Source organism: Arenibacter catalasegens (assembly GCF_002909235.1).
In the GTDB taxonomy this organism is placed as follows: domain Bacteria; phylum Bacteroidota; class Bacteroidia; order Flavobacteriales; family Flavobacteriaceae; genus Arenibacter; species Arenibacter catalasegens.
The window spans coordinates 23,323-45,545 of the sequence record NZ_PHQQ01000019.1 but is presented as its reverse complement, the minus strand read 5'-3'; the positions used below and the strand labels follow the sequence as shown (position 1 = coordinate 45,545).

Below are 22,223 nucleotides of genomic sequence, written 5' to 3'. Positions count from 1 at the left end.
TCACAACTGATTCTCCGCAACAAACCAAACACAGACCGATACCAAAAATAAAAATACCAATGACTGGTTATGAATGATATAAGCATAAGCACAGTAATGATTGTTATCATTTTTTGCCATTTAGCAGTCATTACCATTGGGTATAAAATGCAAAAAACAACTTTATTAATTTCCTATTTAAATGCGGTTATTGGTTTAGGTATATTTATTTTTTGGGCTATCGATAGTCTTAATATAAAACAACACAACTTAGAATTAAGAGAATTATTTGTACTCTGTGTGGAAGCTTGTATTTTACTATTTGCCCTTTACTCCATTATTGGTTTTCATAATAAAACTTGGGTGAAAGTCATCAATTATATTGGCTTTGGGATTCATTTATTGGCTACATCAGCTCTGCTTTATTATATGCTGACATTCAAATTTAACAAACTCTTTTAACCATAAATTACGATTGTGAAGAACTAGCATATGTGATTATAAGTACTATAATAAAATACCCTTAATAATGAAGATTTTTGAAATTAACATACTATTAATTCTATTCCTTGTATTCATTCAAGTCCCAGGATATGGGCAATCAGAAAAAAAGATAATGAACAATTCCATTATAATACCTCTAAAAATTGGGAAAAATCCTAGTACTCCATTTGGGACATTTGTCATAGAACCTACCAATCTTTTCATTCAATCAAAACCAGCAAACAAGTCATTTTCGCATATCCAACTAGAATTGAATATTGTTGAAAATAACCACAGATATTCTACTTTTCTCAGGAATTATGATGGGTCAAGTAATAGTCAAAAAACAAACTATCCGAAAGCATATCAAAACTATTCTTTTGATTTAAAAATCAATAAAGAAGAGATTGAGTTAGTTGTTGAAAAATTAGACTATAGAAAAGCCATATTTATTGATTTAGGGCAGAACGTGGTTATCGGAAACCTTACAATTCTGTTTGAAGATTACATTGGAGAATGGTCCGAGGATATTAATGGAAATCAGATTGATGCCTTTAATACATATACTATCTCGTTATCAGAAGAAGATGAGCAGAAGACCATGTCGTTTATGTCACTAAATAAACAAGTTGGAAAGGAACTATCAATAGAATGGAAGGATTATAATATTTTGATTTTGGAAGATTCTGAAAAAGCATTAAAGCTAATGGTGCTTATGAACGATTCTAAAAAAAATAACGGTAGGTAATACAACCTTTAACCTATACGGGCTTCGGTCTTAATCGAAGGGTTTGTGTATTTTTGGGAATATGTGTAAGGGGAAGAATTGAATGAAAAATTAAAATAAATACTGGAATGATGTTCGTGCCTACGACACTTGCTCAATCTAAGTATATCATTCTTATAGATATTATTACCAACAACAAGAGCGCTACCAAAAACTATCTTGTCGTACGGAAACAAATATTAGGGTTAATTTTTAAACGTTATAAAGCGCCTCCGCCAATTCGATTTTTTTGTTTCTGCTCAATGGTACCAGTTTTCCACCGAGTTCAACATTTTTACTATTGAACTTTTCAACTTTTTCCAAATTCACGATATAGGATTTGTGTATCCTTAGGAATTTATCCTTCGGCAACTTTTGTTCAAAAGATTTCATAGTAGAAAGAATAACGACATTGCCTTCATTCGTAACCAATTTAATATAATCGCCAAGCCCTTCGACCCATTTTATGTCGTTAAGAACAACTTTACGTTGTCTAAGGTTGCTTTTTACAAAGATATACTCCTCCTCCTCGGTCACCTTATGCATCTGTTCGTAATTGGCCACAGCTCTTTTTACGGAAGCGTCAAAACGTGTCAAAGTAATAGGTTTGTGAAGGTAATCGGTTACATCGTAATCAAAAGCCTTAAGGGCATAATCAGGATTACCTGTAATCAAAATTACTTGTGGTGGGTTGTCCAAGGATTCCAAAAGATCAAAACCATTGATGATGGGCATTTCCACATCGAGGAAAATAAGGTCGATGTCATTGCTTGTGATCCCTTTTTTTGCCTCAATGGCATTACTGTACTCGGCTACCATTGCCAAGTTTGGATGATTGTTCACTAATTTGGCTATGGCAATTCGCTGCATAGACGAATCGTCTACAATTATACTTCTTAATTTCATAATGGGTGATCCTCGTTTTAAATCAAGTCAAGGTACTTAAATGGCGGTCTAAGCTGGTAGAAATGATGTGAACGGTACATTATATGTTGTGTAAATAGAGATATATGTGGTTTAGGTATTTGGTTAGGTTCAATTGTCTTAAATGTATTTTGTCCATAGTTGGGATTTATAGACAATCGCTCTATTGCAATCCAAAAAAACCTTAATGAACTAACCCGATACAGAGCTCATACATTTGACCTAGGAAGGAGGATGACATATCTCCTTTCCATTTATTTTCGCCACGACCTTTTGAAGGTAACCCTAGTGGAGAAGGCTCTCCGCTACTTTTTTGTACTGGGTTCTTTGTGCCTAAAAAACATCAATATAAAATTCAGCACGAGTTTCCTTTCTTTAAATTAAATTCTAGTCCGTCTTATAAATTAATCACACCGGATTCAACACAAGCTAAAAACTTGTTTGACACCATTTTTGAGGAGTTTCATATAGGCGACACGCATTATGTAGAATTGGTGCGTTCTTATCTTATTGTATTAGTACTTCAAATAAAACGTGTCGTTGGCAATTCTAGCGGAATGGTACCATTAAAACGCTGCCAAGAAATTACAGCTCCTTTTTGAAGCCTACCTTCAAGCAGGTTCCGTTTGTATTTGCTAAATTAGGTGACTGATACACCTAAAGTACGAATTAAGAGCCGTTGTACTTAATTATAAAGAATGAGATTCTTCATAGAAATTGTTTAATGAGCAAAAGGAAGAATATTTAAAAGACTATGAAGGTTTTTCGGTGGCTATTTCGCCGGAAATTTATTAATCAGATCTAGGGGTAAAGAAGATGCAATACTTTGGTGGCGATTCAAACGCTGATAATTTAATATTAACACAAAATTAAATACATGATCAATAAACTTTTAATATTAGTCTTGGCCATATTTATTTCATGCAATGTTACTTCCCAGAATTACGAAGGAAAATTTATCGAAGCGAACTATGACGAATCAAAAGTGCCAGAGTACAACCTACCCGATGTGCTTTCGTCATTTAAGGGGGAAAGTATAAAAACAGTTGAAGATTGGGAAAAATTCAGAAGACCAGAAATCGTTGAATTTTTTGCCCAAAACATGTTTGGTGAAGTACCCACACCTTCTGGGCCAATTGAAAAATCGTTCAAACTAATTTCTGAAGACCAAACCATTTTTAATGGCTTATGCACCAGGAAAGAGGTGCTAATAACTTTTGAAAACAAATTTGGAAAAGTTACAATGCCTCTTGTGCTTTTTGTTCCGACCAATTCCAAGGATAAAGTCCCGGTAATTCTACTGGCAAATGGCAGTGACATCAAACGAAAAGGCTTAAAATTAAACAACTCCCAGAGTTACGGTCAAACCGAAAACGGAATTCCTTTACATCAGTTAATGAGTCGCGGAATTGGTGTTGCAACTCTGGATTACCAAGCATTTGGTATCGACAATGGAAATACGGATGGAAAAGTAAGTGGCGGAATTTCAAATCTCTATTTTAAAGACGGCCAGGAATTTACTAAGGAAAATGAGTGGGGTATGATTGCCATCTGGGCTTACGCCTTACGTGCCGGAATGGACTATTTGGAAACAGATAAAGATGTTCAGAAAACCCAGGTGGCCACACTGGGTTGCTCAATTGGTGGGAAAGTCGCTCTCTGGGCTGCTGTAACGGACACACGTTTTGGAATGACACTTCTGGCAACAGCGGGTCACGGAGGTGATGCAATCTGGCGCCGTGAATATGGTGAAACCTTACAAAACATGTGCGATTACCTGCCAACCTGGATTTGCAGAAATGCAAATAAATACGCCAAAAATGTACATGATCTGCCTGTCGACCAGCACTCCCTATTAGCTACATTAGCACCACGCCCCTTTTATGTTAGTAATGCACAACACGATTTATGGGCCGACCAGAAAGGACAATGGATTGGAACTTACAATGCAGCCCCTTCGTATCAGCTTTACAAAAAAGATGTGACGTTTACATCTGAGAAACAACCTGCGATTAACCAACCAATTATTAAAAGTACGATTGGGTACCACGTTCGGTCTGGTGTTCATGGACTTGAATTGTATGATTGGGAACAGTACATGAAATTTATAGAATATCATTTTTTGAATATTGAACCAAGGAGTGTGGAAGAGGTTTATAAATAGAATAGACGGAAACAGTAATAAAATGTTTTACCGATGAAAGAGTTTTTCAGAACAAAGATCCTTTCAGAAAAACATGTTAAATTTAAAAATAGGATAGCACAATAGAGAAACAAATAAGCACAAAACACCCTATTAACCATAGGGGCATCCGGCTTAATTTAAAGGTCTGTGTATTATTACCAGGAGCCAAAAACATAGGACCTGTCTTTGAAAATAAAATACCTGACAAATAAGTATCAATGAGGCTAAGTCAAAATCCAGTGTAACGCATAAGACTTTAACTTTGTAAGCTAACTGCCTTACCGAACTTTAAATAATACCTCCAAATGAAAAATTCACTGACTATATTCTTTATGACTTTTTGCTTGGTTTCATGCTCCCAATCCCATGACATTGCCGGAGAATATGAAATAATTGGCCCAGTTCAATTTTTACTGAAATTAAACCAAGATGGTACTTTCTATTTCGATTCTTATAATAAAGTGAATTCGGGCCTGCCTGCTGATCCCAGTATTAGTGGAAAAGGTACTTGGAGAGCTGAGAATGACGTCATTTATTTCGGAACAAATCCTGATACGGACATAGACCACAATTATACCTTGAACTTCAATGACACGAAGGCTAAATTTAAAAATGAATCTTCTAAAGATTTATCTAATAAAAAAACCAACGGAAAACTGCAATTCATGGATTCTGGTATTTTCTGGATTAATGGAATTGAATTGAATAAGAGAAATTAATTGCATACTAAGACAAGGTGTTTAAATTAATTGCTGGTAAATAGATAAAGTATATCACGAAAATTTTACCGAATTTCCTAGGTGTAACGCATTTTTGTTTTTTTAGTTGCCCACGCAACTAACTATAAACCAACCGATATGAGGATTTCCATTAATATAAACTCATTTAAATTTCCAAACTAACAATAAAAAAAAACAGATTATTGCTTGATTTTTTTGATCTTTAGCAAAATAAAATGAATAAAGAAAAATGTCATTAGATTACCCCTCGATATTGTTTTTTTTGGCCCTGAATAATTTATTTATTATTGCATTGTTCATCTATCAATATTTTTATAATCACAAACAATGGTCTGTATTGCTAGTTGTACTAGGTCTTACGTTTCAAACGCTTGCCATCATTCTATTTGGCTATAGGGATATGTTACCTCTTTTGCCTGCTGTGCGCATAAATAATTTCCTTATGATTTCCTGTTTTGCATTGACATCGTTTGGCCTTGTTTCCTTTGACGGTAAAATTCGAAAAAATCTTTTGTGGATTTTCATTGTTTTTGTTTTTCTATTTTATTCCGCCATATTAGTGGTTAAAGAAAACGGCACCTTTCTTAGTGTTATCCGAATAATTTCCTGTTCATTTTTCTATGGGATTGGTGCATTTTATCTTTTTAGCTATAAAAATAAATATAAATTTTCTACACTTTTAGGAGGTGTACTTCTAATATATTCTACATTCCAGCTTGTTCGTGCGTATAATATATACCAAATGGGTGAGTCATATGTTTTCCTCAAGAATTCTACGTTCAATAATTGGTTTTTAATAATATCTGTCCTTGTAATAAGTGCTATCAGTATAGGTTTCATAATGCTTTTAAAAGAAATAGATCAAAAAACAATACTTAAAAAGAATATGATAATTCAACAGGATAAACGCAAACTTGAAGCATTAAACCAAACCCAAAATAAATTATTTTCAATTATAGCACACGATTTAAGAGGTCCCTTTATCAACATATTAGGCCTTTCTGACCTACTCATGGGCAATGTAAAAGAAACCAACAACCCAGATTCAGAAAAATATACTGATTTAATAAATTCAACGGCTAAAAACACACTCAATTTACTCGACAACTTATTAAACTGGGCAAAATCACAAACAGGAGAACTTAGTTTTAGCCCAGAAAAAATTATGCTGACAGAAGTTATAAGTGAAATAATAGGACTTAAAATGTCACATGTAAAAGCCAAAAACATTTCTTTGGAATATTCCCCAACAAATGAAATTGTATTATTTACCGATAAAAATATTTTAGGAACTATTTTACGAAATCTAATATCCAATGCTATAAAATTCACTAACCTTGGAGGCCATATAAAAGTTTTAGCTACTGCTGATCAGCACCAAGTTGAAATTTCTATTTCCGACAATGGAGTTGGTATGAACAAAGAAACAATTCATAAAATTTTCGACTTAACCACTAATGTAACATCTCGAGGCACAGCTAACGAAAATGGTTCTGGTTTAGGTTTAGTGCTTTGCAGAGAATTTGTGGAAAAACTTAATGGACATCTTTGGGTCGAAAGTGAAGAAGGAAAAGGGAGTACTTTCAAATTTACGGTTCCCGTACCTATTTCAAAATAAACAGGTATATAAACTGCTTATATCAATAGGCATGTTTCATAACGGTCTCAATATGGGAATCAACCTTTAATATAGTGCAACTTATGAGCCTTAAGTATATATTTATTGGAATTGGATTGATAACTTTCGGATTGTGAAAAACAAGAAACTCAGTCCACTACATGAGGTACAAAGCATTGGAATTTATCTGGTTATTAAAACATTCTGCCACTCATCAAGTTTGGTGTTTCTCAACAGCTAAGTAGCATGGAATCGCCAACGAATTCATATCACCATCCCTGCTGCGGCCTAGCATCAAATTCATATTCAATATATTAGTGAAAGATTAGTCCACAACAAGCCGGAAATTTATAAAACGAATATAATATGAAAACAAAACTTGTCATTCTTATTGTTGGTTTCCAATTACTATTCGCGTGCAGCGCAAAAAAATCCAATCAACCACTTGAAATCGATGAAACTGGCAAAACGGAAACCATCAAACAAGTCATAGAAATTGATAGTGTATGGGCCGGTCATCCCGTTGGGTTTTGCCTATATACACATGGAGACAGACAATATATAGCTTACTACAATGCCAACCGCAACCTGGTGGTTGGACAAAGAAATCTTGAGGATGAGGACTTTGATTTGCATATAATACCTCCAACAAGTCGCGAAACTTCTGGCGGCACAAGTACTGTTTTGGGATGGGACAGTCACAATTCTGTTACGCTTGGAATCGATAAAGATGGGTTCATTCATCTTTCAGGGAACATGCATACAAATCCCATTACCTATTTCAAAAGCAAACACGCCAATGATATATCCACACTCGTGCAGGAAATGGAAATGATTGGGACCAATGAGAAAAGAAGTACCTATCCTCATTTTATGCTTACAAAAGATGGGGAGTTAATTTTTCATTATCGCGATGGCGGTAGTGGTAATGGTAATGAGATTTATAATATCTATTCATGCGAAAATAAAACCTGGTCTAGAATGCTGGATGTTCCCTTAACAGACGGACAAGGGTTGATGAATGCATACCAAACACAACCAACTGTTTTGAATGACGGTTGGTATCATGTTTATTGGGTTTGGCGAGATACTCCTGATTGTGAGACGAATCATGATCTATCGTACATGAGGAGCCCGGATTTGAAAAACTGGTTTGATGCTTTTGGCGGAAAAATTGAACTACCTGCCACTTTGGATAATAAGTTATTGATTGTTGATCCAATTCCTGTAAAAGGAGGAATTATTAATTTGGCAGCTAAACTCAGTTTAGATAAAAATAACAACCCGGTATTTGTATATCATAAATATGATTCTGTTGGAAACCTTCAGATATACGCTGCTCACATAAATGATAAAAAATGGATTCATAAGCAAGTGACCAATTGGGATTATCGCTGGGAGTTTTCAGGACGCGGAAGTATTAATGTTGAATTTCGTTTCAAAGATTTTAATAAAAGAAAAGATGGTTATTACGAAGTTGATTATTGGCATACCAAATACGGAAACGGAACTATTTTGCTTAACGATGAATTTGAAAATATTGGGAAGGTATTGAAACCTGAACCATTTGACTCAAATCTGGAAATTGAAGGAGATTTTCCTGGTTTATTGGTCAAAACCAGTGAAGACATTGGGCCTGCAAATGACAAAAACCTAAGATATGTTCTTAAATGGGAAACCCTCAACAGCAACCGGGATTTGCCGCGTGAAAAACCCTGGCCAAAACCTAGCAAGCTGATTTTGTATAAATTAAAGAAAGCTAAAGAGTAATTTTTTACATTTGAAATAAATTGATTATCAAACCTAATGCTAACGGTATGATACTAATTGGCTATATTCTAATCAGAAGTAAATTAATGATGACAAAACTATTTCAACTACTAAAAATAGCAGTAATAAAATGTTTTATGTTCCTGTTTATATTGCATTTTCAAAATTCAAGTGCACAAACAAGTAGTCTTAAAGAAACAAACTATCTAAGGGTAGAAAATGCTGAACATATTGTTGTTTACCAAGAAGAAAACAAATTCCTTGGATGGCCGGCAAATAATGGGGCATGGTCTGCTGATGGGGTGAACATGCTCGTCGGATTTACTCATGGAGATTATGAACTTATTAAAGACAATCACAACATTGGAGGCAATCAGGTAAGTTGGCTGGCCCGAAGTACTGATATGGGGCAAACCTGGGAAGGGTATGACCCAGTTGGTTATGTCGGGGATTTTGGTAAGGAACCGGAACTACAAACATTGGAAAAGCCTATAGACTTTTCGCACCCACAGTTTGCTATGCGCATTGTGGGAACTTCCTACCATGGCGCCCATGATGGGAGAGGCCACTTCTTCTTTTCCTATGATGCAGGTAAGTCGTGGAGTGCTCCCTATCGTTTTGGGGTCGATGATATCCGTGAGTGGCCCGAATTGAAAAACACCACTTTACCTGATGAAACCGAGTTAACTCCAAGAACAGATTATGTGGTGGAAGGAAAGGATGAATGCCTTATATTTATGTCTGTTCGTGAAAAAGGAAAATTTGGAACAGACCGCCTTTTTTGTATTCGTACCCTTGACGGAGGAAAGACTTTTAAGTTCGTGGGCTGGGTTGTACCACCTTTTGATGAAAGGAAGGTCGATCTTTCTGTAAAAATAAAATTGGAAGAAGACGATTCCCAAAATCCTCATCCAAATCAAAGCCGTGCCGTGATGTCCCAGACCGTCAGACTTGAAAACGGTAAGTTGATATGTGCAATGCGTCGAAGGTATAATAAACATAATTGGGTGGACGCATATACTTCTCAAGATGGTGGTGTCTCTTGGGCATTCCTATCAGAAGTTGGTGATGCAGGAGCAGGTAATGGGAACCCTCCCGCACTCAATATAACGAACAAGGGAAGACTGGTTGCAATTTTTGGCAACAGAGAAGAGCCAGGGACTATGATGGTTGTTTACAGCGACAATGAAGGAGCCTCCTGGAGCAAACCAAAGATCATAAGGGATGGTTATGGATCAGTTGATATGGAGACTATTGATCTAGGTTACCCACAACTACTGAGACGTAAAGACGGCAAAATGGTCGCACTTTATTATTGGTCTACCAAAGATTACCTCCACCATATTGCAGCAACAATATGGGATGCGGATAATTAGCTAAGAAGGGGTGGCAAGTGTCCCTTCACTCCCATATTATTCGAATGTCAAGGGTTGGCAATAAACATAAAAGAGGGCCTAATAGCCCTCATTTATGTTATTATTAGCACATGTATGGGCTATTCTACCTCTCCGTCTAATACTTCGGCGGGCACAGCTACCTCGCTCTCTACGGTATCCAATTCCTCTTCCGATTCATTAGGTTCCAAAACTGAAGACTTTAAGGCATTAAACTTTTCCAATTCTGCCATGTCTCCTTCTTCTCCTGAAAAATAAGGAAACACATCCATTATTGGGGACTCGGAAATAACGGGAATGCTGTAATCGCCCATCGTACCTTTCATAGCCTGAATGGTATTATCATATGCTTCCTTTACATCATTGCCCTGTACCAGCAAATAAATATTGGTTTTTCTTTCCTTACCACTCTTTTCATCGAATGCAATTAGCGCCACTTTCGACTTAAACCACCTATCCGAATTTTCAAAAGGATGTACCTCAGAGAAATTGGCGACTTTTATATTCGTAATCAAGAATTCTTCACTGGTATAAGCGGCCATCTCCTCATTTATTCTGCTCTCCGCTTCGGTATACGATATCGCATCCAACAAATAACATTCTGTAGTTACTTTCTGTTCTCCAGTTTCATGTATTTTTCTATACTTCACTTTGCACTCGTACCAAGTCTGACTCATATCTAATTTTTTTAAGGATGCCAAAAATAGGTCTTAAAAAAAAAATATCCTCCCATTCGCAAAATAGATATTCACAATTTCTGAATGAATTTTGTTCCTCTGATTAAATTTCAGAATGATTATTCCGGGATAATATTACTTGGTCTGGCTAACTAGCCACCGCTCAACACTATAAAAAAAATAAATAGATAATTTCTAATCAAGAAAAGGTATGAGGCTAGGGTGGCATTTTTTTATTCGTTAGGCTGAAATCCATAATTGACAAAACCGAAGACAAATGAAGACATATAAATAGGTGATTTAAATTTCCCACCGTAAAACCCCAACGATCCATTATCTTTAATCCAACGTGAATTCGGTCCGGTCATATTGTAAACCCCTTGACAAATAGAGCAAGGGAAAGTGTACAACCACAAGTGGCATTGACCATGCAATAAACTTATATTTTAAAAAACTAAACTCCAGTTGAATATGAAAAAGGTAGCTCAAGTTTTATTCTTGCTTTTGGTTTTATTACCTGTATACCATGGTATTGCACAGATCCATACCCAAAAAGCTATTTACACCTTTAAAAATGGTGACCATAATGGTATTGGCAAATGGTATATGGGCAGGGAAATTGCCCATGTTATGGGGTATCAGGCAATGCAGTGGTTAGATCGCCCTGATCGTGAGGAAGAGGAAAACACCACTACATTATTACAGAATATGACCATAAATCCGGAGGATATTATAGCGGACATTGGCGCGGGATCCGGTTACCACGTCTTTAAGATGTCTCCTATGGCGAGGCAAGGGCTTATCTATGCTGTTGATATCCAAGAGGAGATGTTGGCAGAAATCAGTCAGCGCAAAGAAGAGAGCGGAATTAAGAATGTGTCGGTCATAAAAGGAAGCGAAAAAAATGTCAACCTACCAGAAAATTCGGTAGATAAGGTGCTCCTAGTAGACGTTTATCATGAGTTTAATTATCCCTTAGAAATCGTGGCTTCCATAAAAAAAGCATTGCGGGCAAATGGAAAGCTGTTTTTGATCGAATACAGGGGTGAAGATGATAATGTGCCCATAAAAAAATTGCATAAAATGACGGAAGTGCAAGCGGTGAAGGAAATGCAAGCAGCCGGAATGAAACTTGAGCGGAACATAGATAACCTTCCCTGGCAACATTGTATGGTTTTTGTAAAGAATTCATTATGAAGTATAGCCAAGTATCCATATGTTGCCACCCCTGCCCTATTCTGTAAATGGATATAATACCAAAGCAATTCAATTTGGAATCAATGTGAGGGGTATCTGCAATCTAGTTTTGATTTAATTTAAAACACTGAAATTGAACTTTTTATTCTAACAATTTATTATCTTCAAAGGATAATAAATTGCCTAAAAACCAAGAATTTAACTCGAATTAAAACCCACTCAAATGAAACGGACACTTTCTTCAGTAATAATATTGTTTATTGTCTTTAACAGCTTTGCAAATAGTACCGAACTACCACTTTTGGCCACCCCCTTTATGGGTATGTGGGGAATTGATATTGAAGGTGGAGGTGCAGGTTGGCTTAACGTACATGAGGACCAAGGCTTCTTGGATGCCGAACTATTGTGGATCGGCGGTAGTGTAGTTCCCGTGTCCAACGTTTACCTAGTTGACGAAAATACGCTGGTGGTTACCCGTACCAATCAGGTTAAAAGAAGTTCCGATCGCAGCCATACGGTAACCTATACCTTAGAGGTCAAAAAAGTGGGAGATGCCTTGAAGGGTACCATGATTGGACCCAATAGTGATGGAAACGGGGTGTCCGTCAAAAATTTTACCGGAAAGCGAATGCCACCCATGCCAATCACGCCAGACTTATCCAAAGTAAAATATGACAAACCGATCAAATTGTTCAATGGAAAGGATTTAAGTGGCTGGAAAGTGATGGATCCAGAAAAGGCCAATGGTTTTAAGGTCGTGGACGGCACGCTGATGAACGACCCGGTGCAACCCGAAGATGGTAAGCACATTTCTTATGGAAATATTCGGAGCCTACAAGATTTTAACGACTTCAACCTTAAGCTGGAGGTCAACGTACCCGAAGGAAATAATAGTGGGGTTTACTTACGTGGACTTTATGAAATTCAGGTAGTGGACTCTTATGGCAAGGAATTGGATTCCCATAATATGGGGGCACTATACAGTCGCATTACCCCTAGTATGGCAGCCGAAAAACCCGCAGGTGAATGGCAGTCATTTGATATCACCTTAGTAGATCGACATGTAACCGTGATCTTTAACGGCAAAAAAATAATTGACAACCAAGCCGTTTGGGGTCCTACCGGTGGGGCCATGTCTTCCGATGTGCTAAGCCCAGGACCTATCTATTTACAAGGTGATCATGGCAATGTGGCCTATCGCAATATTGTTCTTACCCCTATAAAGTAGTACAGCAAAACATTAGGTTTCGCCCTCCTTTAAAACCAAGGAGGGCTTGCCTTTTATTTTTCCATTTTTAAAACAGCAAATTTGCCTTTGTTCCAACCATGAACAAGTAGGTAAAGCTGTTTTGTTCCGTTTTTAGTCACAAAGTGTGGCCAAACCTGGTGAATATTTGTCAAGACAGGAATGTCCAAATCCCCAGGGATTACTGTCGACACCAACTTTTCTCCTGTATGAACATAAAGAGGAGCCGATTTCTGTTCTCCAATGGCCTGCAGCGCATTTAGGAAGTAATGTTCATCCGTGAAAGCAACATTACAAACTAAACTGCCCTCAGGTATATCATTAAAAGTTTCCACAAACTTACCCTTCTTGGTAAATTTAACGACCTGTCCTGCAGCCCTATTGGCAACTAGGATATGCTTTTTGTGGGCATAAATTCCATGCGCGGTCTGAAACTGACCAGGATTGTCTCCTTTTCCACCCCATGCAAGTTTCCCCCAGCTCCAAACACCACCTTTTTCTTTTATTGTCATAACAAAATCCCCAGCAGAATAACCATGCGCTACATACAAGGTGCCATTCAGATAAGTTACATCGGTTACCCCAAAATTGCTGTCCTTGGATGCAAAGAACTCATTGGCAGGGGCAAATTTAAATTCAGTGCCTGTAGGCTTCAAAATTTCACTTACAATAGTGCCATCCAAAGTCATTACAAGTACTCTTTTCCCTTCCTGTGCTACCGCAAGATATTTTTGCCCTTTGTGAATAAAGAATACAATACCATGAATATTATCCTTTAAGCGCTGATCGCTGCCCAAAGTAGACCACTTTGTTAGATCAGGGCTAATGGAACACAGTCCGTACCCCGGAATTCCGGTATATACTATTCCTGTTTCTGGATCTTCATTGAAACCTCCGTGCATTCCCGGTTCAAATTCGTGTGCCTCTTCTGGAAAAGCTGCCGTTAAATCCTGGTCCCATGAAAATATAAAATCGCCCTGGCCTGTAACCAGTTTTGCTTGCATAGGCATTTCATCTGATGCCATTGGGCCATGCTGGTGATCGGCTATAGCATTATTTTCATGTGAATGATGCGTATGGTCTTGTGAGTGTTGGTTGTTTTGTGCCAATAAGGAGGTTGATAATCCCAAAGAGGAAGCGATCGACAATACGGCTAGTGTAGTTTTTTTATACATGGATGGTTCTTTATTAATTTTGGGAAAGTTAATCAATCCTCCCTAAATATTCAACCCGCGTAACTTCAATCTTTTTTAAAGGATAAAAAGCTGTATTTCAATTAAATAAGGCTATGGAATATTTTTACACTTTCCAAAACTATAACCAATTGTATGGATCAACTGAGCAAAGTAGCTTGTATAACACTTCATTTTTCGGAGGTGGATGGTGTATTTCATAGACCTAGAAGGGCACTATTTGAAACGCAATCTAGAATTTCTAAATTAAAGGAATGTGCCTTGTTAATCAGTTCCCCTTATTTTAATATTAGAGATTAATAATAGGTGTAAAACACAATTTATCAGGAGATTATACACTAACTTAGATATCATCTATTCGACCAATGGTCCAATAAATACCCCCCTTCACTTTTAGATATACCATCATGAAAAATATTTTGCTAATCCTAGCATTTTTATTGGTTACATCTACCTATGGGCAACAAAAGATAAAAACAACTGGGGAATTTGTTCGGGTATTTGATTTACATAGAAAAAAAATTGGTAAAGGGAAAATCCTTGTACTATCGGACTCCATTCTGCAATTAAAAGGAAATAAAGGTGAGCTTAGTTTTCGCCCCGAAGAGATTGGATTTATCCAAACCAAAAGGGCCGCAGGAAATAATGTACTAATTGGAACTCTTTCAGGTGCAGTGGTATTGGCAGTTGTTGTGGCGGCTTCTGCAGATCCCAATGATTGGGTATTTGGTTATACCACAGGTGAAGGCGCGGCCGTAGGGGCCGTACTTGGGGCTGTTTCTGGTGCTGCCCTTGGATCCCTCTCGGTACTATTTAAGAAATCGGAGATATACCCCATTAATGGAAATTTATCCTATTGGAAGACCTTTAAGGATGACCTGGGGCATTTTTAGATAGGACTTTGCTGAAATTGCTCAAAATAAATAGCTTTATGCAGGCGGCTATCTTCCATAATTTACTTATTCACTTCTATTTTCTATGTGGCGGATCAATTGAAAAATTATTATTTTTTCAAAATTGAATAATTTATGTAACTAGTTACGTAAAATTATTTACATTTGCGTAACCAGTTACTTAAATAAACAATAATGAACGACTTTTTAACGGAAATGGAATTTGTGGGACTAACCAGTAGGCTCAAGAGATTAAGTGATTCCCTCCTCTATAGTACTAAGGAGTTGTACAAAACTGAAGGACTGGATATTGAACCAAATTGGAACTTGATCTTTATTCTTTTGCAAGAAAACGAGACCATGACCATCACCGAAATATCGGAAAAATTACAGTTTTCACATCCCGCCGTGGTGAAAATTATTAATAAAATGAAAAAAAACGGACATGTGGAGACCAAGACAGATACTACGGATAAAAGAAAACAGATTTTAACTTTAACAGAAAAAGCTCATAAACAATTACCAGTTTTTGAGAAATATTGGACAGCAGGAAGACAGACCGTAATGGATCTACTAGCCGACAGTCCTAATTTTTTAGAGGAATTTTTTAAAATAGAAGAAAAAGTGAACCAAAGCGATTACAGAGAAAGGACCTTAATAAATTTAAAAAATGACGAACATCATAATTGAGACTATTGGCTATATAGCAATCCTTACAGGTTTCTTTGCCATTACCAAAAAAGACATGAATAAATTCCGCGTTTGGCATTTAATCTCAAGTTTTTTCTATATCATATATGGCGCTATGTTAAATTCAGTTCCCCTGGTCGTTGCCGGAGTGGTATTTTGTATTATACACGCTTATCATTTAATAAAAATTTACGATTCCAACAAGGGCCCCAAACTCAAAATTTAATCAAGTGGTTTTCACTTTGGGCAATGGAAGCCGTCCATTGGCTCATGTTCACCCAAGTGAAAGCGGCCTGGACAGTGCGGCCGTGGAGATAGATTGCCTTACTTAAGGCAAGGGCGATCAAACTAGCCTTCGCTACAGCTGGCTCCTCGAAACAAAGGTACACAGTACCTTCGTTTTTCGGCCCTGGTTCGTTTTTTGGGCGATGCAAAAAATAAACAAAAGACTAAAGCAATGTTGTATTGTTCTAGTTTATTATTCAGTGCACCCAATACTTTTAAGATTGACCCAAAGTTTGGACAGCAGTTACCCTTTTCCAACTATTTAGGCCATAGGGTTAAATTACCTTGAGCGCCTTCCCTACTTTGGTAAATGCTGCAACCGCTTTTTCCAAATGGTGACGGTCGTGGGCGGCCGACAATTGAACCCTAATTCTGGCCTTGCCTTGTGGCACGACAGGGTAGAAAAATCCAATTACATATATTCCTTCATCCAACAATTTGGAGGCAAACTCTTGGGCCAAGGGAGCTTCATAAAGCATTACGGGAACTATTGGGTGATCTCCCGGAACTATATCAAAACCTGCTGCGGTCATCGCTTCTCGAAAATATATCGTGTTCTCCTCCAACTTATCACGCAGTGCGGTTGAAGAAGCCAATAGTTCCAAAACCTTTATGGAAGCCCCTACTATTGAAGGTGCCACTGTATTGGAAAACAGATAGGGTCTGGAGCGCTGTCTTAGCATGTCCACAATTTCCTTTCTCGCTGCCGTAAATCCGCCGGATGCGCCTCCAAGAGCTTTGCCATAAGTCCCTGTAATAATATCGATTCTTCCCATTACATTTTTATACTCATGGGATCCACGGCCTGTGGCACCCAAGAAACCTGTTGAGTGACATTCGTCAATCATAACCATGGCATCATATTTATCCGCCAAATCACAGATTTTATCCAATTGGGCGATGGTTCCGTCCATGGAAAAGGAACCATCGGTCACAATTAATTTTCTTCGGGAACCTTCTGCTGCCTTTAATTGTTGTTCAAGGTCCGGCATGGAATTATGTTCAAACCTAAAACGTTTTGCTTTACACAGCCTAATACCGTCTATGATGGAGGCATGGTTAAGTGCATCGGAAATAATAGCGTCCTCAGCACCCAAAATAGGCTCAAAGAGTCCACCATTGGCATCGAAGGCGGCTGCATATAAAATACAATCTTCCATACCCAAAAACTCGGCGGTCTTGCGCTCCAATTCCTTATGTATATCCTGGGTACCGCAAATAAAACGAACGGACGACATTCCATAACCATGGGAGTCAATAGCATCCTTGCCCGCTTTAATAACATCCGGATGGGCGGAAAGACCCAAATAGTTGTTGGCACAAAAATTTAGTACCTCCTGAGTATTGGTGGTTTTGATCTCTGCACCCTGGGGTGTAGTAATAATTCTTTCCTCCTTATATAAACCATCCGCTTTAATGGCATCAAGTTCCTTCTGTAAATCGTTCTTTATTGTTGAATACATATTTCTCAGTTATTTTATTGTTGACAGACATATGCCCGTTCATATTGAATTACAAAAGGATCCCTAATGATTTTTTGGATCGGGTTCCGTAATGTTCCCCAAGCTTTTCGATCATAGTTCGGGTAATTAACTTAAGGTCGTACTCCGGCTTCCATCCCCAATCTTTAAACGCCTCGGTGTCGTTGATGGAATTAGGCCATCGCGATGCAATTTCCTGCCTGAAGTCGGGCTCGTATTTCACTTGAAAATCAGGATAATAATTACGGATTTCCTTCACTATATCCTTTGGTGAAAAACTACTTCCGGCAAGGTTATACGATGTTCTAAAGGTAATCTTTTCTTTAGGTGCCTCCATGAGTTCTATGGTGGCTCTTATAGCGTCCTCCATAAAAATCATGGGTAGTGTAGTATCTTCTTCTAAGAAGCAACTAAATTCTTCTTCCAATACCGCCTTGTGAAAAATATCCACAGCGTAATCGGTAGTACCACCGCCTGGCATGGATTGGTAGCCAATAACTCCGGGATAGCGTATGGACCTTACATCCAATCCATATTTCAAGTAATAATATTGTGCCCAGTTTTCTCCGGCGGCCTTGCTCATCCCATAAACAGTTGCAGGGTTAAGATTGGCATTATTAGGGGTATTATCCGCAGGGGCATCTTCCCCAAAAACGGCAATGGAACTTGGAAAAAACACCTTGTCCATTCCGCTGATTCTCGATACTTCCAAGACATTGAACAGCATGTTCATGTTAATATCCCAGGTGGCCAAAGGATTTGCCTCTCCCTTGGCAGATAAAATTGCCGCCAAATGATACACTTGCGTAATGGCATGTTTAGTTACTACTTTTTGAATTTGATTTCTATCAGTAGCATCCAATACCTCAAATAAACCATGAAAATTAGATGCTTCATGGATATCGGAAGCGATTACATTGCCGACACCAAATCTACTTTGTAGTGCTTTGGTCAGTACTGAACCCAATTGTCCGTTGGCTCCGATTACCAGAATTTTGGCATTCATAATTTTTCATCTATTCGTAATCAACAAAAGTGTTAATTACTATCAAAATTACAAATAACAAGTCAATCATGTAAATTACATATATAATTAAGTAATTATAACTTAATTGTAGTAACTTTAAAGTTAATTTTACTTTTAAACTTAAATAATAATCTGTTTTAAAGTAATTTTTTAGATACTTATGGAGCAACTTGATCAAACTGATATTACTATTCTCAGGATTTTACAAAAAGATTCAAAAAAAACGACAAAGGAAATTGCAGCCATTCTCAACCTTACCCCTTCTCCCGTATACGAAAGAATCCGCCGGTTGGAAAAACAAGGGGTTATTAAAAAATATGTGGCCATTCTGGATAAAAAACAAATAGACCGGTCTATCACCGTAATATGCCAAGTATCCATGCGATATCACAATGAAGCCTTCATAGAGAAATTTGAGGCACAGGTTCAGTATTTAGAAGAGGTTCAGGAGTGTCACCATTTAGCAGGGCAAGTAGATTTTATCTTAAAAATCCATACAAAAAGCCTAGAGGATTACCATGATTTTGTAAAGACCAAACTCTCCAAAATAGAAAATATTGGAGTACTAAACAGTACGTTCGTATTGAAGGAAATAAAGCATTCCTCGGAATACTATATTTAATTCCTATTACATTTCTATTATATTTGTTTTAAGAGGTAGTTTACAAGTAGAACTTCCCTATTTATACAAACCAATCATTACCGATTTCACCATAATATGAAAATAGTCAGGACCGATATGGAGCTAGAAACTCCACTTGTAGACAAAACCCTTAAGGAACAAGGACACCATTTAGTTTTACTTCCGGATGGCGTATCGGAAGATATACTGGCTAAAGAAGTAACGGATTGTGATATCCTATTAATGTGCTACACCCCTATTACCCGTAAAATAATTGATTCGGCAAAAAAGCTCAAAGCAATTGTAAAATACGGAGTAGGAATTGATGCCATTGATATCCCTGCTGCCAATGAACGAGGTATTGTGGTGGTCAATATTCCAGAATACGCGGAAGAGACGGTTGCTGAAGGAGCCTTTGCCATGCTAATTGCTCTGGCCAAAAAATTGCCCACATTACAAAAACAAATGAACAATAAAGCTTGGGTATGGCCGAGCCAAGAATGGTTGGGACTTGATATTGCCGAAAAAACGCTGGGCATAATTGGTTGTGGCAAAATTGGCACCAGTATGGCCAGAATGGCCGGCCTTGGTTTTAGGGCAAGGGTTATTGGTTATGACCCCAGTAAATCTAAGGAGAAATTGGCCCAACGTGGAATAGAAAAATATGACAACCTGTTAGAAATGATCAAAGAATGTGATTTTATTTCCATGCATACTGTTTTAAATAAGGAAACCAAGCATCTTATTGGTGCAAAGGAGTTTTCTGTGATGAAGAAGACCGCTATTATTATCAATTCCGCTAGAGGGGCCTTGATTGATGAAATGGCACTTTTGGATGCCTTGGAAAAAAAACAGATCGCCGGGGCCGGCCTTGATGTCTATAGCTTGGAACCCTTAAATAAAACTGACCATCCTTTAAAAAAGCTTTATGAAATGGACAATGTAATGCTATTGCCGCATCTGACTTTTTACACTAAGGAAGCTATGGAGCGACTAGAAATCGAGACCTTGGAAAGAATTGCTGAAGTAATGGAAAATAGGCCGGTTACCATCAAGTCCAAAGACCCACGCCTACAAAACCAGACATAGGCTTCGTTTTCTTACGAACTAAATCTGCTCGTAATCCAATTCCAAAAACTTATCTACGTACTTGGCCCAATAAGTCGATACAAACTTGGTGTGATCCGGATGTTGATTATAGGCCTCATAATCCGCCATGGTATCAAATTCCATTGACAAACCATAATCAAAATCGTTCTTCTTCCCTATTTGGTGCAAGGATTGAAAATTTCGGACTCCAGGAATAGAAACCAATTTAGCCGCCGCGGAGAGAAATTCTTTTTCTTCAGGCGAGCCTTTGGGGTATTTTAACTTTAGGGCTACGGTATGCTGAATCATAAATTACAATTTAGATTTTTATATAGGTGAATTTAAGCAACTAATACACCACCATTCTTTTGTTATCCTTTATTTCAATGGCAATACCATCTATAAGTTGATTGCCCTGAAATTTAATGGATTTGGACTGGTCATAATCCAGCAGCGTATATTCCCGATCCTTATCGGCCGTAAACCACTCAGGAAATTGATTGATTCTGGCCCAATCCATAGGCAACTTCATATTCGCCTTGTGCCTAGGCTTATCAAAAAATAGTTTTCCTTTCCAAGGTAGTTCAGATTTAATTGAGATCAATAATGAGTCTCCTTTTTGCTCCGCTCCAAGTAACAGGTCATCTCTCCAAGGCTTTACATACAAACCCTTGCTTTTCCATAAATTATACATAATGGTAGTCCTGGCAAAATTGCCATCCCCATGCCAACCTTCTATAATGCCACTTTCTTGCTGCATAGCCCACATCACTTTTATTTCACTGTCCATCCATTTGGCAACGGAGGCATCCGGAATCCGATTATACAAATTTAGGGCGCCTTCAATGGCATCCGCATACCCATCGGCACTACCCTTCTCCCAATCATAGTTGGTGTATTTGTTTAAATTGGAATATATCTTCAATATGGCTTCCTTATATGTAGGATCCTTATCCAACATATAAACAGCATAAAATCCGTTAAGGGTATAACCCCAATTATCAGCAGGGCGTTCCTGTACAACTTCTCCTGTTAGGGGATTTATCGCATCATAAAACAATCCGTCTCCATTTCTACCAACTTCCAAAATCCTATCCATCATCTCATGCAATGGTTTTCGGTAGGCTTCCCTTTTGTTTGGCCTGGCGAAGCTTGTGGAAACATACAATTCACATAAGCCTGATATTAACTCGCAACCATGATCTCGCAGCCTAAGGTATTCCAAGTTCTTTGTGGGGTGGTGGTTGCCCAATAAATAATAATCGCCAATGCCTACGGCCCAGTCCAAGAACTTTTCATCCCCCGTCATCCAGTATATTCGGGAAAGAATCTGTAGCAATTCGCCATTCACTTCCTCCCGGGTTGCATTGGAACCATTTTTAGATATCCCATCGGCAACATTTACTTCATTCTTCAGATCGTACAACATCTCTAACATTCTATCCGACCATGGACTTTTCCCTAACCATTCTGTAAGGGGCAGCAAGCCATCCTTAATGTATTCCGAAGTCCCGAAAATAATTTCAGCCATATCCAATTGTTCATTTTGAAAATCCTTTTTAGAAAATGAATAGGTATCGGGAAGGGTGTTAACTCTAGACGTGAGTTTTTTTTCAGAATGTAACATATCCAACATGGCCCCATCAAATAAATCCTGATCGGTAAAAAAAGAAGTGAGTACCATAAATGGATAATTATCGGCCGCAGCATCTTTTGCGTTCCATATGTCCGTGTCAGTTTCAAGATTTCTTGGAATTAGGCCAGATTCGGGATCAGCCATCTCCAACCAGCCATGAACAAATTTCTCACTCCTAATAAATCCCTCACTGGCCAAAATGGCATTTTCATCTGCTTTAGTAAACAGATGGCTATCCTTTTCAGACATCTGTATAACTGGTTTAGAATCTTTACAGCCAATTATACTTAAGATTACTAATGCAAGAATTAAATTTATTTTCATGATA

21 protein-coding genes are annotated in these 22,223 nt (G+C 37.8%); 14 read left to right on the top strand and 7 right to left on the bottom strand.

Going from position 1 to position 22,223, the window contains the following annotated elements; all coding sequences use genetic code 11:
- The first annotated feature begins 69 nt into the window (after positions 1–69).
- Together CWD90_RS14735 and CWD90_RS14730 are read left to right on the top strand one after the other, a co-directional pair.
- On the top strand, positions 70–441 hold the full coding sequence (locus tag CWD90_RS14735; RefSeq protein ID WP_157941246.1) for a hypothetical protein: 372 nt from the start codon (positions 70–72) through the stop codon (positions 439–441).
- Positions 442–508: 67 nt separating this feature from the next.
- Positions 509–1,210 carry a hypothetical protein gene (locus tag CWD90_RS14730; protein WP_103476843.1) on the top strand — a complete coding sequence of 234 codons (702 nt, stop codon included), beginning with the start codon at positions 509–511 and terminating at the stop codon, positions 1,208–1,210.
- A gap of 231 nt (positions 1,211–1,441) precedes the next feature.
- Here the strand turns inward: CWD90_RS14730 and CWD90_RS14725 are convergent, their stop codons facing one another.
- Complete coding sequence (locus CWD90_RS14725) at positions 1,442–2,134, bottom strand: LytR/AlgR family response regulator transcription factor (RefSeq protein ID WP_103476842.1); 693 nt, start codon at positions 2,132–2,134, stop codon at positions 1,442–1,444.
- Positions 2,135–3,029: 895 nt separating this feature from the next.
- Here CWD90_RS14725 and CWD90_RS14720 point away from each other — a divergent pair.
- From CWD90_RS14720 to CWD90_RS14700, 5 genes are all read left to right on the top strand, one after another.
- Positions 3,030–4,316, top strand: coding sequence for a glucuronyl esterase domain-containing protein (locus tag CWD90_RS14720; RefSeq protein ID WP_103476841.1), 1,287 nt, complete (start codon positions 3,030–3,032; stop codon positions 4,314–4,316).
- A gap of 326 nt (positions 4,317–4,642) precedes the next feature.
- Positions 4,643–5,056, top strand: coding sequence for a hypothetical protein (locus CWD90_RS14715; RefSeq protein ID WP_103476840.1), 414 nt, complete (start codon positions 4,643–4,645; stop codon positions 5,054–5,056).
- A gap of 250 nt (positions 5,057–5,306) precedes the next feature.
- Positions 5,307–6,695, top strand: a complete 1,389-nt coding sequence (locus CWD90_RS14710) for a sensor histidine kinase (RefSeq protein ID WP_103476839.1) — start codon at positions 5,307–5,309, stop codon at positions 6,693–6,695.
- Positions 6,696–7,061: 366 nt separating this feature from the next.
- Entirely contained in the window at positions 7,062–8,465 is a 1,404-nt protein-coding gene (locus CWD90_RS14705; protein ID WP_103476838.1) for a BNR repeat-containing protein, read from the top strand.
- 86 nt (positions 8,466–8,551) lie between these two features.
- The gene (locus tag CWD90_RS14700) at positions 8,552–9,841 is read left to right on the top strand and encodes a sialidase family protein (protein WP_157941245.1); all 1,290 of its coding nucleotides are present in this window, start codon (positions 8,552–8,554) and stop codon (positions 9,839–9,841) included.
- A 119-nt stretch (positions 9,842–9,960) separates the two neighbouring features.
- Here the strand turns inward: CWD90_RS14700 and CWD90_RS14695 are convergent, their stop codons facing one another.
- Entirely contained in the window at positions 9,961–10,536 is a 576-nt protein-coding gene (locus tag CWD90_RS14695) for a DUF4494 domain-containing protein (RefSeq protein ID WP_103476836.1), read from the bottom strand.
- Positions 10,537–11,007: 471 nt separating this feature from the next.
- On the opposite strand from CWD90_RS14695, the gene CWD90_RS14690 reads away from it, so the two are divergent.
- Entirely contained in the window at positions 11,008–11,733 is a 726-nt protein-coding gene (locus tag CWD90_RS14690) for a class I SAM-dependent methyltransferase (RefSeq protein ID WP_103476835.1), read from the top strand.
- 223 nt (positions 11,734–11,956) lie between these two features.
- Positions 11,957–12,961, top strand: a complete 1,005-nt coding sequence (locus tag CWD90_RS14685; protein WP_103476834.1) for a 3-keto-disaccharide hydrolase — start codon at positions 11,957–11,959, stop codon at positions 12,959–12,961.
- Positions 12,962–13,014: 53 nt separating this feature from the next.
- Here CWD90_RS14685 and CWD90_RS14680 read toward each other — a convergent pair whose 3' ends face one another.
- Positions 13,015–14,154 carry an NHL repeat-containing protein gene (locus tag CWD90_RS14680; protein WP_103476833.1) on the bottom strand — a complete coding sequence of 380 codons (1,140 nt, stop codon included), beginning with the start codon at positions 14,152–14,154 and terminating at the stop codon, positions 13,015–13,017.
- A gap of 425 nt (positions 14,155–14,579) precedes the next feature.
- Here CWD90_RS14680 and CWD90_RS14675 point away from each other — a divergent pair, with 425 nt between their 5' ends.
- The 3 genes from CWD90_RS14675 (at position 14,580) to CWD90_RS14665 (ending at position 15,981) form a co-directional block, all read left to right on the top strand.
- Complete coding sequence (locus CWD90_RS14675; protein ID WP_103476832.1) at positions 14,580–15,065, top strand: hypothetical protein; 486 nt, start codon at positions 14,580–14,582, stop codon at positions 15,063–15,065.
- Positions 15,066–15,260: 195 nt separating this feature from the next.
- Positions 15,261–15,755 (top strand): MarR family winged helix-turn-helix transcriptional regulator, encoded by a 495-nt coding sequence (locus tag CWD90_RS14670; RefSeq protein WP_103476831.1) that lies wholly within the window; start codon positions 15,261–15,263, stop codon positions 15,753–15,755.
- Entirely contained in the window at positions 15,736–15,981 is a 246-nt protein-coding gene (locus tag CWD90_RS14665; protein WP_103476830.1) for a YgjV family protein, read from the top strand. Before CWD90_RS14670 ends, CWD90_RS14665 begins: the two co-directional genes overlap by 20 nt.
- 334 nt (positions 15,982–16,315) lie before the next feature.
- Here the strand turns inward: CWD90_RS14665 and kbl are convergent, their stop codons facing one another.
- Both kbl and CWD90_RS14650 read right to left on the bottom strand, forming a co-directional pair.
- Complete coding sequence (kbl, locus tag CWD90_RS14655) at positions 16,316–17,503, bottom strand: glycine C-acetyltransferase (RefSeq protein WP_103476828.1); 1,188 nt, start codon at positions 17,501–17,503, stop codon at positions 16,316–16,318.
- 49 nt (positions 17,504–17,552) lie between these two features.
- Positions 17,553–18,527, bottom strand: coding sequence for an NAD-dependent epimerase/dehydratase family protein (locus CWD90_RS14650; RefSeq protein WP_103476827.1), 975 nt, complete (start codon positions 18,525–18,527; stop codon positions 17,553–17,555).
- Positions 18,528–18,708: 181 nt separating this feature from the next.
- Between CWD90_RS14650 and CWD90_RS14645 the strand changes: the two genes are divergently transcribed.
- Together CWD90_RS14645 and CWD90_RS14640 are read left to right on the top strand one after the other, a co-directional pair.
- Complete coding sequence (locus CWD90_RS14645; RefSeq protein WP_103476826.1) at positions 18,709–19,170, top strand: Lrp/AsnC family transcriptional regulator; 462 nt, start codon at positions 18,709–18,711, stop codon at positions 19,168–19,170.
- Positions 19,171–19,266: 96 nt separating this feature from the next.
- Positions 19,267–20,259, top strand: a complete 993-nt coding sequence (locus tag CWD90_RS14640) for a 2-hydroxyacid dehydrogenase (protein WP_103476825.1) — start codon at positions 19,267–19,269, stop codon at positions 20,257–20,259.
- 18 nt (positions 20,260–20,277) lie between these two features.
- Here the strand turns inward: CWD90_RS14640 and CWD90_RS14635 are convergent, their stop codons facing one another.
- Positions 20,278–20,568 (bottom strand): Dabb family protein, encoded by a 291-nt coding sequence (locus CWD90_RS14635; protein ID WP_103476824.1) that lies wholly within the window; start codon positions 20,566–20,568, stop codon positions 20,278–20,280.
- Positions 20,569–20,608: 40 nt separating this feature from the next.
- Positions 20,609–22,219: a hypothetical protein gene (locus tag CWD90_RS14630; protein ID WP_205161252.1), complete on the bottom strand. Its 1,611-nt coding sequence runs from the start codon at positions 22,217–22,219 to the stop codon at positions 20,609–20,611.
- Between the last annotated feature and the right edge of the window lie 4 nt (positions 22,220–22,223).